The sequence below is a fragment of the Cohnella phaseoli genome (assembly GCF_003386235.1).
In the GTDB taxonomy this organism is placed as follows: Bacteria; Bacillota; Bacilli; order Paenibacillales; family Paenibacillaceae; genus Cohnella; species Cohnella phaseoli.
Map to the genome: position 1 here is coordinate 26,811 of NZ_QRDZ01000015.1, position 14,881 is coordinate 41,691.

Annotated in this window: 11 protein-coding genes; 9 read left to right on the plus strand and 2 right to left on the minus strand. The window is 54.1% G+C overall.

Features of this window, described 5'->3' with window-relative positions; all coding sequences use genetic code 11:
* Positions 1 to 87: 87 nt before the first annotated feature.
* From DFP98_RS18815 to yunB, 3 genes are all read left to right on the plus strand, one after another.
* On the plus strand, positions 88 to 582 hold the full coding sequence (locus DFP98_RS18815) for an LURP-one-related family protein (protein ID WP_116062150.1): 495 nt from the start codon (positions 88 to 90) through the stop codon (positions 580 to 582).
* Between the two features lie 50 nt (positions 583 to 632).
* Complete coding sequence (locus DFP98_RS18820; protein ID WP_116062151.1) at positions 633 to 1,130, plus strand: LURP-one-related/scramblase family protein; 498 nt, start codon at positions 633 to 635, stop codon at positions 1,128 to 1,130.
* Positions 1,131 to 1,464: 334 nt separating this feature from the next.
* A complete protein-coding gene (gene yunB, locus DFP98_RS18825; protein ID WP_116062152.1) occupies positions 1,465 to 2,418 on the plus strand; it encodes a sporulation protein YunB in 954 nt (317 codons plus the stop codon).
* A gap of 560 nt (positions 2,419 to 2,978) precedes the next feature.
* Here the strand turns inward: yunB and DFP98_RS18830 are convergent.
* Positions 2,979 to 3,728 carry a glycoside hydrolase family 16 protein gene (locus tag DFP98_RS18830; RefSeq protein WP_181917787.1) on the minus strand — a complete coding sequence of 250 codons (750 nt, stop codon included), beginning with the start codon at positions 3,726 to 3,728 and terminating at the stop codon, positions 2,979 to 2,981.
* Between the two features lie 146 nt (positions 3,729 to 3,874).
* On the opposite strand from DFP98_RS18830, the gene DFP98_RS18835 reads away from it, so the two are divergent.
* The 6 genes from DFP98_RS18835 (at position 3,875) to DFP98_RS18860 (ending at position 13,771) form a co-directional block, all read left to right on the plus strand.
* Positions 3,875 to 4,795 (plus strand): ABC transporter permease, encoded by a 921-nt coding sequence (locus DFP98_RS18835; protein WP_116062154.1) that lies wholly within the window; start codon positions 3,875 to 3,877, stop codon positions 4,793 to 4,795.
* 15 nt (positions 4,796 to 4,810) lie between these two features.
* The gene (locus DFP98_RS18840; protein ID WP_116062155.1) at positions 4,811 to 5,695 is read left to right on the plus strand and encodes a carbohydrate ABC transporter permease; all 885 of its coding nucleotides are present in this window, start codon (positions 4,811 to 4,813) and stop codon (positions 5,693 to 5,695) included.
* Between the two features lie 41 nt (positions 5,696 to 5,736).
* Positions 5,737 to 7,422 (plus strand): extracellular solute-binding protein, encoded by a 1,686-nt coding sequence (locus DFP98_RS18845; RefSeq protein ID WP_116062156.1) that lies wholly within the window; start codon positions 5,737 to 5,739, stop codon positions 7,420 to 7,422.
* A 148-nt stretch (positions 7,423 to 7,570) separates the two neighbouring features.
* On the plus strand, positions 7,571 to 9,409 hold the full coding sequence (locus DFP98_RS18850) for a sensor histidine kinase (RefSeq protein ID WP_116062157.1): 1,839 nt from the start codon (positions 7,571 to 7,573) through the stop codon (positions 9,407 to 9,409).
* Between the two features lie 3 nt (positions 9,410 to 9,412).
* Positions 9,413 to 10,984, plus strand: coding sequence for a response regulator transcription factor (locus tag DFP98_RS18855; RefSeq protein WP_116062158.1), 1,572 nt, complete (start codon positions 9,413 to 9,415; stop codon positions 10,982 to 10,984).
* Between the two features lie 177 nt (positions 10,985 to 11,161).
* Complete coding sequence (locus DFP98_RS18860) at positions 11,162 to 13,771, plus strand: family 16 glycosylhydrolase (RefSeq protein ID WP_116062159.1); 2,610 nt, start codon at positions 11,162 to 11,164, stop codon at positions 13,769 to 13,771.
* A gap of 65 nt (positions 13,772 to 13,836) precedes the next feature.
* Here DFP98_RS18860 and DFP98_RS18865 read toward each other — a convergent pair whose 3' ends face one another.
* Positions 13,837 to 14,847: a copper amine oxidase N-terminal domain-containing protein gene (locus DFP98_RS18865; RefSeq protein WP_116062160.1), complete on the minus strand. Its 1,011-nt coding sequence runs from the start codon at positions 14,845 to 14,847 to the stop codon at positions 13,837 to 13,839.
* Between the last annotated feature and the right edge of the window lie 34 nt (positions 14,848 to 14,881).

Consider the following 14,881-nt stretch of genomic DNA (forward strand, 5'->3'; position numbering starts at 1 on the left):
ACTGCTTTTCCTGCTGTTCCGTATAACGCCAGTATGCAGCGAAAAAATACAGCCAGAAAATACAGCCGGCTGAGGGGAGGACTCGAGATGATTCTATGTTTTCGGGAGAAGGCCTTTAATGGCGGGAGGATAGAAATCGTCAACGAACATGAAGAGCCGGTCGGGGTAATCGGCTTGCTCAGCGTATTCAGATCGTCGATGGCGGTGTTCGGAAGAGACGGCGACGGTCCACTGTTCGGCGGCAAGTTCCGAATGCTGTCCCATAAGTGGGCCGTGACGGACGCAAGCGGTGAAGAATGCGGTATGCTCAAGTGCCAATGGTTGTCCCTGTTTGAGCGGTACGAATACGACCGTTACGGAGTAGGGGGATTCAAGATCAAGGCTTCTTTGTTTTCGCGGAAATACGAGATTAGAAACGACAAGGGCGAGCTCGTCGTATCGTTCCAAAAGGTGAACCGCTGGTTGGAATCGCCCGCCTTTCGTCTGACGGTGCATAGAAGATGGATCATCGACGGCTATGAGTGGGTGGTCGTCGTCATGGGGATAAACGAGATTCAGAAGCGGATGGACAGGACGGGGTGATGTAGCGTAAGCTTCTTTCCGCCAATGACAAAATGAAGGGGGGCCAAGAGATGATTTTGTATTTTCGCGACAACTTCTTTAATGCCGGCAGAACGGAAATCGTCAACGAAAATCAAGAGGCAATCGGGGAGATAGACCTTCGCAACGCGTTCGGATCGTCGTTGGAGGTATTCGGAAGAGACGGTGGCGGTCCGCTATTTGGCGGCAAGTTCCGGATGATGTCCAACAAGTGGCGTGTGACGGACTCAAGCGGAGAAGAATGCGGTGTGTTGAGATACCGGTTCACGTTTATGTCCAAGAGATATGAATACGACCGATACGGAGAAGGGGTATTCGAGATCACCTCTCCGGCTTTCTCTCGGGACTACGAAGTGAGAAACGCCAAGGGCGAGCTCGTTGTATCGTTCCAAAAAGTAAGCGGCTGGTTCGAATCGACCGCATTCCGCTTGACGGTACATAGCGGGCGGATCGTCGGTTACGAGTGGGTGTCGGTTATTATGGGGATGAACGAAATCCGGAAGCGGCATAACAGTGCCGGCGCGGGGTGAAGCGGGCGGATAGTTGAACGATCCAGGAAAATGATTGTTCCGCTGTAGGACGGCACAATTGTCTAGTAGCGGCATCATGACGTATTTTACTACTGTAGGACAGCTCAGTCGTCTTGTAACTCCGTCACACCGCACTTCTCTGTTGCAGCCCGACTACAATGGCATGCGGCCGCCGTATCTTTACGTTTTCAGTTCTAACCGGACCGAATCGGCTTGCAGTTCTCCGGCCAACTTGATTGCGTGAGCTTCTTTTTGCCCGATGACAAGCATAAGCTTGAACCAAGAAATCCCGGGACGACCCTGATCAGGGTCTATCGTAGGGAGGTTTTAAGCGATGCGAAGAAAATGGGGCAGAGGCTTTCCGATCAACTTTCTTGGGGAAGGTTCGTCGTTCAAGCCGCTTCCTCGACGGTGGGGGAGAAAATCGCTGTTTCCTCGGCTTGGCTCATCTCCGGTCAAAACCGTTCCGCGCAAATGGGGAACGGGACGACGTGTTTCCGTCAAGGGCGGCGGTTCAAGTTCAAGCTCCAACTCAGGCTATGCGCCGGCCAAACGGTGGGCGACAAAGCGTCAGGGTCCGAAGATGAAGCGCAAACATGTTTGGCTGATCGTCGTGCTGCTGCTTATCTTCGCCGTGATCCAGGGCATGATTTTCCTCGATCGGGAGCTGCGTCAGCCGATGATGTTTCTGGCAAAGGTGAAGGTGAATCAGTTAGCGGCCGATGCGATTAACGCGGCGATTAAAGCCGAATTCGCCCGAGCGGCAGAGTCGGACAAAATGATTTTGTGGCGAACGACCGACGAAGGCAAAATTACGGGATTCGAGCTGGATTATAAACAGCAGATGGCCATTACGGCAAAAACAATCGAGGTCGTCGAACGCACGTTGAAGCAGCACGAGGATGTTCCCGAACGTATCCCGATCGGCCACGCATTGAACAGTCCGCTAATTTCGTCCATTGGTCCAAGCGTCGCCGTCAATTTTCACCCGGCCAGCGTGGTCAAAGCGGAAGTCGGTTTGCAGCAGACGGAGGCGGGCATCAACATGCTGCTCGTCGAGGTGTACGTCCGCATTCGCACCGAAGTCGCCGTCGTTATCCCCTTTGACCGGGAGCCGGAAATCGTGGAGACGAAAATTCCGCTCTCCTACGCTCTAGTCGTCGGCGAGGTGCCGTCCTACTATTACGATGGCAGCGGCAACCCTGTAGGTAGCGGAGCTTCCCAGGCCCCGGCTATCGCTCTTCCTCCGCCCGACGCAACGATCGCGCCATCGACTCATACTCCGTAACTGAAACTAACTGGATGAAGTCACTGTTGCTCAGTAGAGAGAGAGTTGCGTTAGGTCAGCAAAATCGGACTAGATTATACTGGTCAGAGCCCTGTTCTTTTTTCTAAGGGGGAGAAAATTTAAAGAGGATAAACCGCGTTAATTTCGAGACTGAGGAGAAAAACGCCCATTTAGAGCGGAAAATCCGCATTAATTCTCAAAAAAAGGGGAATTTGCGAAATTAAAGCGGAGAACCCTCCTTACTCGGCTCGAAAATGGCTTTGATGCCTATTTAAGGCGGAATATCCGCTTTAAACCAACATGCCGTTTACTCCCCTGAGCAGACTTCGCAGATCAAGCTGAGCAGACCCGCGGATCGAGCTGGGCAGACTTCGCAGATCAAGCTGAGCGGACCCGCGGATCGAGCTGAGCAGACCCCGCGGATCGAGCTAAGCGCTCCATAAACCGGAGTTTGAAGGCCGGACTTGCAGACACCGGAGGAGCGTCGGTCCGCAAGAATGAACACAGCAAAACCCGCCCTCCCAACCGGAGGAGCGGGTTTTGTTTTTGCATCTTACCAACTACTGATGAACCCAAATCCCCGAAACCGTCATTACGCCCGGAAGCGCGGATTCGTCCACCGGCACGTTGTCGAACCAGCCGCCTACCGCGAGGTTGAGCACCAGGTAGAACGGTTGGTCGAACGGCATGACGCCCGGCTCCAGACGGCGCTCGGCGTAGCAGTGTCCGTCGACGATCCAGCGCATGGAGTCGGCCGACCATTCCAGCACGTAATCGCGGAACTCAGCAATCGTTCCCCCGTTGTCGAACCGATAGGAAAACTCGTCGATCTTCTTATTCGCCCAATCTTTGCCGTAATGCAGCGTCCCGAAGACATGATCGGGCAACCGGCCTTTGGCTTCCATCATATCGATCTCCCCGGAAGCGGGCCAATCTCCGTAAGCCCGGTGCTGAGGCATCAGCCAGATCGCCGGCCACAGCCCCTGTCCCACGGGCAGCTTGGCCCGAACGGTCAATCTGCCGTAGCAGAAGAAGAAGCGGTCCTTCGTATCCATCCGCACGGACGTATACCCGAAGCTCCTGCCGTCCTCCGCCACAACCGTTTCCCGGCAAGCCCGCAAATTCAATCCGTTTTCATCCAAATAGAGATTTTCCGAATTTCCCGTATAAAACTGCTGCTCCCCGTTGCCCCAGCCCGGTTGGATGGCGTTGCCCTCTTCGTCGAGCAGGTCGTTCCCCTTCCGAATGTTCCATGCGCTCAAGTCGGCGCCTTGCTGCGTAAAATCCTGCTGCCAAATCAGCTTGTTCAACTCGCACACCCCTCTCCGTTTATCCCCAGAATACTGAATTTCCGCGGCGAGTCAAACAAACCTAAAAAAATGGGATAGTTTCAAAAACAGTGGCCTTTTTTTCGCGCGTCTATTTTTCTACGATGGAAGAGAAGGAGGCAGGCAAGATGGGCCAACATAAAACTGGACAGATGAAAGCGTTTTTTAGGCAATGGCAATTACAGAGCATGGTCGTTCCCGGCATCGTCTGGATGTTCATTTTTTGTTACATTCCGATGTTTTGGCTCATTATTGCTTTCATGGATTACAGCATTGCCAAGCCGATGCTACAGTCTCCTTTTGTCGGATGGAAGCATTTTGAGGCCTTTACCTCGGATGAGCGCTTCTGGCGTTCCATTCGCAATACGCTGGGGATGAGCGCGATCAAGCTGGCGCTGGGCTTCCCGATTCCGCTGCTGTTCGCTCTGCTGCTCAATGAGGTTCGCAGCATGCGCTTTAAACGCACCGTTCAGACGATTTCGTATCTGCCGCACTTTATTGCCTGGACGATTTTCGGCGGCATTATGCTGAACTGGCTGGGCGAGGGCGGCGTCATCAACCAGATCCTGATCGGGCTTGGCTTTCAAGAGCGCGAGATTCTGTACATCAGCGATCCGAAATATTTCTGGTGGATTACGTATTTCTCCGACACGCTCAAGGAAACCGGATGGGGCGCAATCATTTATATCGCGGCGATTTCCGGCGTCGACCCGGGCTTGTACGAGGCCGCGGAGCTGGACGGGGCCAACCGTTGGCAGCGGATGTGGCATATTACGATTCAATGCATACGCCCGACTATCGCGATTTTATTTATTCTCGCAGTCGCGGGAATGCTCGGCAGCAACTTCGACCAAATTTTTATTCTCAAGAACAACATGAACCTGAAGATGGCCGAAAGCCTGGACCTGTACGTGTACAACATGGGTCTCGTATCCGGTCGCCACTCCTTCTCGACGGCCGTTCTGTTTGCCCGCTCTATCGTGGCGTTGGCGCTGTTGTTCATGGCGAACTCGGCATCCAAAAGACTAAGCGGCGAAGGCATTTTCTGATAAGGAGGGAGAACGATGGGAAGGCAGGGGAAATTCGGGCGCTTCGGCGTCTTTGATCTCTTCAACGGTTTGCTGATGATTCTCGTCTGTTTCGCAACGCTGTATCCGATGTGGTTCGTATTCATCAACTCGTTTAATGCGCCCAAGCAAGCTTTGCTGGGCACGGTCAACTGGTTCCCCAAGGAGTTCTCGCTGGCCAGCTACAGCGTCGTATTTAACGACAAAGTGCTGATGAACGGCTTTGTCATTACGATCTTGCGTACGGTGTTCGGAACCGTCGTGCACGTCTTGTTTACGGCCATTGTCGCTTACGGCCTGAGCAAATCTTACCTGATCGGCCGCAAGGTGTACATGAAAATCGCGCTGATCACGATGCTGTTCTCCGGCGGATTGATTCCGACGTTTATCTTGATGACGAAGCTGGGACTGTACGACAACTTCATGGTGTTTATCATCCCGGCGATGTATTCCTTCTTTAATATGGTCATCTTTATCAGCTTCTTCCGCACGATTCCCGATAGCCTGGAGGAGTCGGCCAAAGTCGACGGAGCTTCGGACTACGGCGTTCTGTTCCGAATCGTGCTGCCCAACAGTATGGCCGTTCTGGCGACGATCGCGTTATTTTCCGCCGTCTATCATTGGAACGATTATTACCAAGGTGTGATCTACATTCGTTCTCAGGACATTTTGCCGATGCAGACGATCCTGTTTAAGATTATTGCGGAAAATTCGATGTCGCTTATGCAGCAGCAGGCGATGGCGCAATTCGGCGCGAAGCTGCCGGGCAACTCCATCAAGTTCGCTTCCATGATGGTCGCCACGCTGCCTATTCTGGTGTTCTATCCCTTTATTCAGCGCTATCTCGTCAAAGGGGTCATGATCGGCGCGATTAAGGGGTAAGCAAAAATATATAATGACAATAAAGAGAGGATGAACATGCAATGAAGCGCAAATTATTTCAACCCGGCATGGCTCTGATTTTAGCGGTAGTACTGGCGCTCAGCTTGGCCGCATGCTCGAAGTCCGACAATGGTGAAAATAAGCCGTCGGCTCAGCCGTCCGCGAGCTCCGCGCAGCCGTCCGAGAGCGCATCAAGCGTGGCGAGCGCTCCGGCGCTTACTGCCGACGAGGCCGCATGGAAGCTGGATACGAGCCCTGTCGATCTGACCTGGTTTGTAGGCGCTTCCTGGTACGGCCGCACTTGGGGCGACAGCTTGAACTCCAAGTACATTACCGAGAAGACGGGCGTTAACGTGAAGATCGAAGTGCCTTCCGGCGACGCCAACGAGCAGATGACGCTGATGATGACCTCCGGCAAGCTGCCCGATTTGATCAGCATGGGCTCTTGGGAAACCGCTGTCAAAAAGCTGTGGGAAGGCGATCACGTCTATGCCCTGAACGAGCTGGCGGACCAGTACGATCCTTATTTCTTCAAGGTGGCGGGCGACGGCACGCTGAAGTGGTATCGCCAGGAAAACGGCAATACCTATGGCATCCCGAACGATTCCTACAGCCCGAATCTGATGCATGAGACCGGTATGACCGCCGCTAACCAGACGTTCCTCGTGCGCAAGGATTTGTACGAGGAGATGGGCAGCCCGGACTTGTCGACGCCGGATGGTTTCTTGAACGCGCTGCAATTGCTGAAGGATAAGTACTCCCAGTACAAAGGCCAGCCGATGAGTCCGTTCTTCGCACAAGGCAACGTTCCTTACGGAATGACCGAGTATTTGCAAAACCTGTTGGCCGTTCCGTACGAGAAGGACGGCAAAGTATACGACCGTATGACCGATCCCAACTATATCGCATGGCTGAAAACGTTCCGTACCGCCTACGAGCGCGGACTGATCAATGTCGATTTCCTCGTCGATTCCGATACCCAGGTAGAGGAAAAAACAAACAACGGACGGTATTTTATGATGGTTCGCGAATGGAACGGCATGGCGGCGGTTAACCCGATGCTGGCCGCAAGCGAGAACCCGGATTCCTATTATATCGCGGTTGACGGACCGCAAAACAGCAACGGCGACAGCGCCAAGCTGTTCCCGGGCAACATGGACGGCTGGATGGTCACGATGATCAGCAAATCGACCAAAAGCCCCGAGCGCGCGATCCGTTTCTTAACTTATCTGGCCAGCGAAGAAGGGCAGAGAGACCTGTTCCTCGGCAAAGAAGGCGAGATGTGGGATATGGTGGGCGACAAGCCGACACTGAAGCCGGAAATGGTGCAATTGCTGGATACCGATATCGAAAAGCTGGAGAAAGAATACGGCATTATGGATACGTACTGGATGATGCGCAACCCGGTTATCGTCAATCAATGGCGTCCGGAGAAAGCTCCTGTCATCAAGCAGATGGAAGACTTCGCCAATGCGCAAGCCGATATCGACAGCGGTATCTACAAAGGTTTGGACCCGCTCGGCGATTCCGAGGTTGCGGTATCGTGGTCGCGGATCGCGCAAACTTGGGAGGAAGTCGTTCCTGAGCTGATTACCGCCAAGGACGATGCCGCCTTCGATAAAATTTTCGAGAGCTTCCTGTCCAAGCGCGACAATTACGGCTTCGAGCAGGTCATGACCTACCGTCAAAACGAGCTGGACGCTCGCAAAGCTAAAATGGCGCAATAACCTGAATATCAAAGAAAATGAGGCCGTCCCGCATACGAGTTGTCCGATTTCGATTCGGACAGCTTGCGGGGCGGCCCGTTTCCCCCGCATCCCTAACGCCTTGGTTGGATTATATGGTACGATTACGGGGGTGGGGAGGGACATCGAGTTGAAGGCTTCGCTGACTGGAATAAGGAAGATTTACCGCAATTCTCGGATCTCGCGCAAGCTGTTTCTGGCTTTCAGCATTATGATCGCCGTCCCGGCCATCGCGATCTCTTTTTTATTTATCGGGATTAAGCAGAACCAGCTCTACAAGGACGCGATGACGACAGGCAGCGGCCATGTTGCTCGATTAAACGAGCAGCTGCGCAGCAAAATGGCGATGATTGAAAACGTTTCCTCCACAGCGCTGACCCAGAAGGCGTTCGTGGATTTTATTCATTCGAATATGCGCGGGGACGGCCTGCGTCTCGTTAAGTTTAGGCAAAATCAGTTCGAGCAGATGCATAACATCATCCAAAGCAACGAGATGATCAGCGAGCTCAGCTTTTATGTCGATAATCCGAACGTGTATGAAATCTGGCCTGAAATCTACCATTACGACAAATTCTGGCCTCAGGATTTCTGGGTGACGCTGCGCGAGGAGGGCGGTTCGGCCTACCGTCTGTTCGCGCTTAAGGACGGCGAGCATACGCTGTCCTACTATCGGCTCGTGCGTCTCCCGGGGCAACAGCAGAAGCGGCCCAGCATTATGGAAATCCGCGTTGAGCACGGCGCCTTTTTCAGCGATCTGCTGGCGGAGGGCGGGGGGGATTTCTTCTCCGTGGTGATGGACGGAACGAATCCGTCCCGCTACGTGTACAATCGGGAGCATTCGTTTGCCCAGAATGCCGGGGACGAGTTGGACACGATTCTTGGCCGCGTACATCAACAGTTGGACGTGCTGCAGCAGAAAAGCCCCGTCAAAATTACCGAGGGAGATCAAACCTATTATGCGATCTACCGCTATATTGCTCCGCTGAACGCTTATGTGGTGGACATCGCTTCTCATCAGGCGCTTATGAAAGGACCGCGCAGTTGGTACGTCTGGGTGGTGGCGATTGCCGCTTGTGTGCTTCTGCTGATGCTGCTGCTGGTATCTCATACGACACGGCGTATTTTCCGGCGACTGGATCGCGTGCTGATCTCGATGCGCAAGGTTCGTCAAGGACAGCTGGACGCGAAAATCAATACCGGGCTCGGGGAGAACGAAAACGGCGACGAGATCGACGAGGTGGCCGTCAGTTACAACAATATGCTGGACGAAATCAAGCGGCTGATGACGCAGGTGGTGGATAAACAGCTGATTGCCAAAAACGCGCAGCTGCATTCGCTGCATTCGCAAATCAACTCGCATTTTCTGTACAATGCGCTAGAGTCGATCCGCATGCTGGCGGAGGTGCAGAAGCAGCCCGCCATCGCCGAAGCGCTGGTGTCGCTCGGCTCGCTGCTGCGCTACAGCATGAAGTGGCGCAGCGACACGGTTGCCCTCGGCGAGGAGCTTGCCAACATTCAAAGCTACATTCAATTCATTAACTTTATGGAGAGCGCAGATTTCACGCTGACGGCTGAGCTTCCTCCGGAAGTGCTCCGCTACGCGATTCCGAAGATGTGCATGCAGCCGATCGTGGAAAACGCGGTTCGTCACGCGGCGCCCAAGGGAGGCGGCGTGCCCATCCAAATTTCCGTCAAGGTGGAAAACGAAAGTCAGCTTATTGTAGAAATACGCGACGACGGAACGGGTGTCGATCCGCAGACGTTGGCCGGTCTGCAGGCCGCGCTGCGGGGCGATGCGGACACGCCGATCGTGGCAAGCAAGAACGGGCTGGGTTTAGAAAACGTGCACAAGCGTCTGCAGCTTCACTACGGCAAAGATTGCGGTTTGTGGATCGACAGCGTGCAGGGTGCCTTTACAAGCGTGACGATACGCTTGCCTTGGGAGAATACCAACCTTGGGGGGTGGTAGAGGATGATCAACGTTCTGATCGTGGACGATCAAAAGCAAATACGCGACGGGCTGCAAGCGATGCTGAGCCAGTTTCCCGTGCAGCTTGACGGCATTCATAGCGCCGGCAACGGGATCGAGGCGCTCGAACTGTTGAAGCAAGAGAGCATTCAACTGGTCATTACCGACATCCGCATGCCGGACATGGACGGACTGGAACTAATGGCGCGCGCCAAGGAGGAACGGATTAAGGCCGATTTTCTGATCATTAGCGGCTACAGCGATTTTGCATACGCGCAGAAGGCGATTAGTCTCGGAGCCAAAGGCTATCTGCTCAAGCCGGTGAAGCGGGAGGACCTGCAAGCTTCGGTAGAGCATGTCCTGCAGGAAATCATAACGCGGCAGGAGCTGTCTCGCAACATTAAGCGCATCTCCCGACGAGCGCGCGAGACAGATCGGAAAGAGCTGGTCATGTTTATGCAGGGCGCGGCGGGCGACGACGAATGGATCGGCCAGGTGGAGGGACAAAATCCCGAGCTATGGGCCGGATACCGGCTCATTCTGCTGCGGGAGGAGCTGCGGATCAACCAGCCGGGAGCGGACAGCGCGCACAGCATGGAATCGATCGCTTATCGCATATACAGTAGGCGAGGATGCGTCTGTCTGCAGCATCGTCCGCATCTGATCCTTGCGGTGGAGGTTGGGGAGGATCCGGGTGCTTTGCTCGCCGCGCTTCAGGCCGAGCGGATTGGCGCGATCGCTGCCGTATCCGGCCCGCAGTCGGGACTGAAGGAGCTGCCGAACGCCTATGCGCAGGTTCAGGAGCTGTACCGCCACAGCTACCTGCTACCGGAGAAGCGCTGCATTGTGCCCGCGGATATCGAAGGGCTGGATCAACAGTGGCAGGTGCCCTACGAGGAACTATACGCGCTGTTTCAAATGATCGGCGCTCAAAACAGCGGGCAAATCGCCGAAGGCATCTCTAAAATTTTTCACAAGAGCGTGCTGCAGCGCTATCCGATTCGTTACACGCAGCAGTTGTGCCGCGCCACGGTACAGATGCTGGAGGAGTACGAGCGCGTCATCCGCCCGTACATGGGGGAGGAGGCGCTGGATGTGGACTGCCTGCGAAACCTGTTCGATTATCCGGGCATTCGCGATTATATTCAGGCGCTGCAGCAGCAGCTGCTCCGGCTGAATCAATTTTATTACGAGTTCAAGTGCAGCTATCGCAATTCTCAGGACTTGAACGAAGCGATCCGCTATATCCACGAGAATTATCATAAGCCGTTGGACCTGGCGATGGTGTCCAACCATGTCTCGCTGAATTACGCCTACTTTTCCAACCTGTTTAAGAAAAATATCGGCAAAGGCTTTGCGGAATACTTGCGCGACGTCCGACTGGATAAAGCGCGGCGGCTGCTGGCCGAAACCGAGCATAAGATCGTCGAAGTGGCGGCCATGGTGGGTTACGAGAGCTACAAAAGCTTTATTCGGGCTTTCCGCGACGTGATGGGCGTACAACCGACGGAGTACCGGCAGCGGATAAAACAGCAGGAGGAGAGGGAGGCGGACCGTCGCGGCTCGGCGCTCTGACGACAGATATAAAATATTGGGTTAAAGTGCAAAATATTGTACCTTTTCTCCCGGCATGCCATTCGTTAGAATGAAATTGTCCTGCAGGAACAAGCGTCTGTAAGCGTTTACTAGTCGTCGGCTGGCGTCGCCGGCGCAAGCGCAAGGAATAAGCTTGATCACAAAGGAGGGCAATTAATGACGAGAGCATGCTATGCGGAGCATCGGTTAATGCAGAAGGTATTCACCCTTATGATGGTGGCAGTTCTGTTGGTCGGCGCAGGTGGGCCGGCATCCCGGGTTCAGGCGGCGGGCACGACGATTACTTCTATGGCTTATTTCTCGGCGGCCGACGGCCCGGTCATCTCGAAATCGGGGGTAGGCCAGGCCAGCTACGGCTTTGTTATGCCGATCTTCAACGGAGGCTCCGCGAATTGGGCGGACGTGGTCGACGATCTGGGCGTCAAGGTGAAGACGGGCGGCAATTGGGTCGATATCGACAGCGTCGGCGGTTATGTCTACAACCAGAATTGGGGACATTGGAGCGACGGCGGAGCCAACGGCTTCTGGTTCATTCTCTCAGCCACGACGGAGATTCAGCTTTACTCCAAGGCGAACGGAGTTACGCTTAACTACACGCTCGCTTTTCAAAACATCAACGAAACGACGATCACCGCGATGTCTCCGACCCAGGGGCCGCAGATTACGGCAGGCTTTACCGGCGGAGCGGGCTTTACCTACCCGGTGTTCAACAACAACCCGGCCATTCCCTACGCGGCCGTAGCCAACGATTTGAAGGTGTATGTCAAACCCGTAAACAGCAGCACCTGGATCGACATCGAAAATAATGCGGCCAGCGGCTGGATTTACGACAGCAACTTCGGTCAGTTCACGGACGGCGGAGGCGGTTACTGGTTTACGGTAACGGAATCGATTCATGTCAAGCTGGCTTCCAAAACTTCTTCGGCAAGCTTAACTTATACGATCGTTTTTAACGAACCGGTTAGAAACTCCTACACCCTCACGCCTTATGACGGAACGACCTATTCGGCCGACGCGAGCGGCGCCATCGGCATTCCGCTGCCCAAAATCGACGGGGGAGCGCCAATCGGCACGGAGTTGGGCAATTTCGTTTATCAGATCAACATTGGCGGACAATGGGTCGAGCTAGGCAACTCCAGCCAGAGCGGCTTCCTGTACTCCGGCAACGGCTACAACAATATGTCGGCCTCCAATCAGTGGGGATATTGGGCCGATTATATTTACGGACTGTGGTTCCAGCCGATTCAGGAAAATATGCAGATTCGGATCGGTTATCCGTTAAATGGGCAATCCGGCGGAAGCATTGGCAGCAATTACGTCACCTATACGCTGATCGGCAATCCGAACGCTCCCCGTCCGGATGAAACCGATCAGGAGGATATCGACATCGGCACGCCAAGCGATCCGGCCATAGCCGGCATGACGCTGGTGTGGCAGGACGAATTCAGCGGCAGCCAGCTCGATGCGGGCAAGTGGAACTACGAGCAAGGCTATTATATCGGCAACGATCCGAATAGCTGGGGCTGGGGCAACGCCGAACTCCAGCATTACACGAACAGCTCGCAAAACGTCTTCCTGCAAGACGGCAAGCTGAACATCCGGGCGCTTAACGATCCGAAATCATTCCCGCAGGATCCTAACCGGTATGCGCAATATTCCTCCGGGAAAATCAATACGAAGGATCATTTCTCGTTCAAGTACGGCCGGGTCGATTTCAGAGCGAAGCTGCCAACCGGCAACGGCATTTGGCCGGCGCTGTGGATGCTGCCGGAAGATTCGGTGTACGGCGCATGGGCGGCATCCGGCGAGATCGACGTGATGGAAGCGAAGGGACGTTTGCCGGGCACGACCAGCGGCGCGGTGCACTTCGGCGGACAATGGCCGGTGAACAGGTACATTGCCGGAGAGTATCATTTCCCGCAGGGACAGACGTTCGCCAACGATTTTCACGTCTATACGTTGATTTGGGAAGACGATAATTTCAAATGGTATGTGGACGGCAAGTTCTTCTTTAAGGTGACCCGGAATCAATGGTATTCCGTAGCGGCGCCGAACAATCCGAACGCCCCCTTCGACGAGCCGTTCTACATCATCATGAACTTGGCGGTCGGCGGCCATTTCGACGGCGGTCTGTCGCCGGACCCTAGCGATATTCCGGCCACGATGCAGGTCGATTATGTGCGCGTCTATGAGGAAAACGGTGGTGGCGGCAATCCCGGCAACGTTGCGGTAACCGGAGTTTCTCTGAATCAGAGTACGGCGCAGCTTCAGGTCGGTCAGAACGTGCAGCTGAATGCGACCGTAGCTCCGTCCAATGCGACGAATAAGCAGGTGACCTGGACGGTTTCCAACTCCGGCGTCGCTTCCGTAAGTCAGAACGGCGTCGTAACCGGAGTGTCTCCTGGCACGGCAACCGTGACCGCCACGACGGCCGACGGCAACAAAACGGCGGTCTGTAACGTTACGGTCGTTTCGACCACGATCGTCATCGGCGATTCGGTGCGCGGCCTCAAGAAAACAGGCGACAATCTGCTGTTTTACGTCAACGGCGCTACGTTCGCCGATCTTCACTACAAGGTGAACAACGGCGTACAGCTTAATGTGGCGATGACGACGACGGGCAACGGCAACTTCACCTATCCGGTCAACAATCTGCAAGCCGGCGATACGGTCGAATACTTCTTTACCTACAATCCGGGGCAAGGAGCTCTGGATACGCCTTGGCAAACCTATGTTCACGGCGTAACTCAGGGAACTCCGGAGTAACTGCCTCAATTGCACCGAATCCCCCAACCGGCTTGAGCCGGTTGGGGGATTTTGCTGACGGCCGTTTATTCTATTTTAATTTTGACCGCCATGACTTGAGCAGGATCAGTTAGCTGCATTATCCCATACGTCCACGCGCTTGCTTGTTTACCGATCAGAGAATCGTCGAAGGGGTGAGCGGATTTGTCCTGGTCTTTCACAAACCATTCTCCATCCTCGGCTAACGTGACCCAGGATGCGATTTGTTTGTCCGCATTCGCGATCAGTATCCGCTTTTTCTCCACATCGACCTCCTTAACCGTTCCAGTAATATCCGCATCTCTTGTACAGCATTCCTTAACGGCGACCTCTAGCGGGAACGTCGTTCCGGCGGCTTGGAAGATCGCGTCCTGAATGGCTTGAACGTCTGCACTCGAAATTGTCCTCTCAATGTCTCCGTAGCTTCTGATTTCAACCCAAAACTGTTCGTCCGTATATTCGAAAAAAATGATTTGGATTGCATTTGCCTCTTCAACGGCTTGTTTATGCTTCAAGACGGTTCCAATGATTTTCTCAATATCGGGTTTGTCCGTATCCGGATTGCCCAAAACCTGGTTGCCCGAAGAGGGATCGCCTGATGCGGGATCACCAGAAGCGGGATCGCTCGGCCATAATGAAACGACAACAGGATTCGGCGTGTATTTAAGACTCAGCCCCAACGCATTGGCGGCAAAACGCAAACTGACGTAGAGAGAGCGATTGTGCAGGAAAGGAGCTTGCGTCTGCGTATACTCTGCTTCGTTTACCTGTGCGGCGAGGCTCGATTGAACGATTTTAACGCTCAAGTTTCCTTTTGTTGCGGTTGCGGCCTTTTCGCTCGGAATCCAGGATACTCTCGCTCCGAAAGCTTCGAAAAGTGGCCGAAAAGGAACCATGATATGATTGTTATAGATGATGGCATCGGCTGAGACGTCCATAAGCTGATCTTGATGGGTAATAATGATCGGAACCGCGTCCCTGTTTGGGGACTGAGCGTAGGTGTAAGCAGACTGGCAAAGGATCAGCAGGGAGAAAAGGCTGATGAGTAATTTTCTCATTCGAGTCCCCCTTTCCAAAATTTTCTTGTTATTG

Coding starts and splice junctions, on each gene's coding strand:
- DFP98_RS18865 (WP_116062160.1), bottom strand. CDS start 14,847: ATGAGAAAATTACTCATCAGCCTTTTCTCCCTGCTGATCCTTTGCCAG.
- DFP98_RS18855 (WP_116062158.1), top strand. CDS start 9,413: ATGATCAACGTTCTGATCGTGGACGATCAAAAGCAAATACGCGACGGG.
- yunB (WP_116062152.1), top strand. CDS start 1,465: ATGCGAAGAAAATGGGGCAGAGGCTTTCCGATCAACTTTCTTGGGGAA.
- DFP98_RS18840 (WP_116062155.1), top strand. CDS start 4,811: ATGGGAAGGCAGGGGAAATTCGGGCGCTTCGGCGTCTTTGATCTCTTC.
- DFP98_RS18860 (WP_116062159.1), top strand. CDS start 11,162: ATGACGAGAGCATGCTATGCGGAGCATCGGTTAATGCAGAAGGTATTC.
- DFP98_RS18820 (WP_116062151.1), top strand. CDS start 633: ATGATTTTGTATTTTCGCGACAACTTCTTTAATGCCGGCAGAACGGAA.
- DFP98_RS18835 (WP_116062154.1), top strand. CDS start 3,875: ATGGGCCAACATAAAACTGGACAGATGAAAGCGTTTTTTAGGCAATGG.
- DFP98_RS18815 (WP_116062150.1), top strand. CDS start 88: ATGATTCTATGTTTTCGGGAGAAGGCCTTTAATGGCGGGAGGATAGAA.
- DFP98_RS18845 (WP_116062156.1), top strand. CDS start 5,737: ATGAAGCGCAAATTATTTCAACCCGGCATGGCTCTGATTTTAGCGGTA.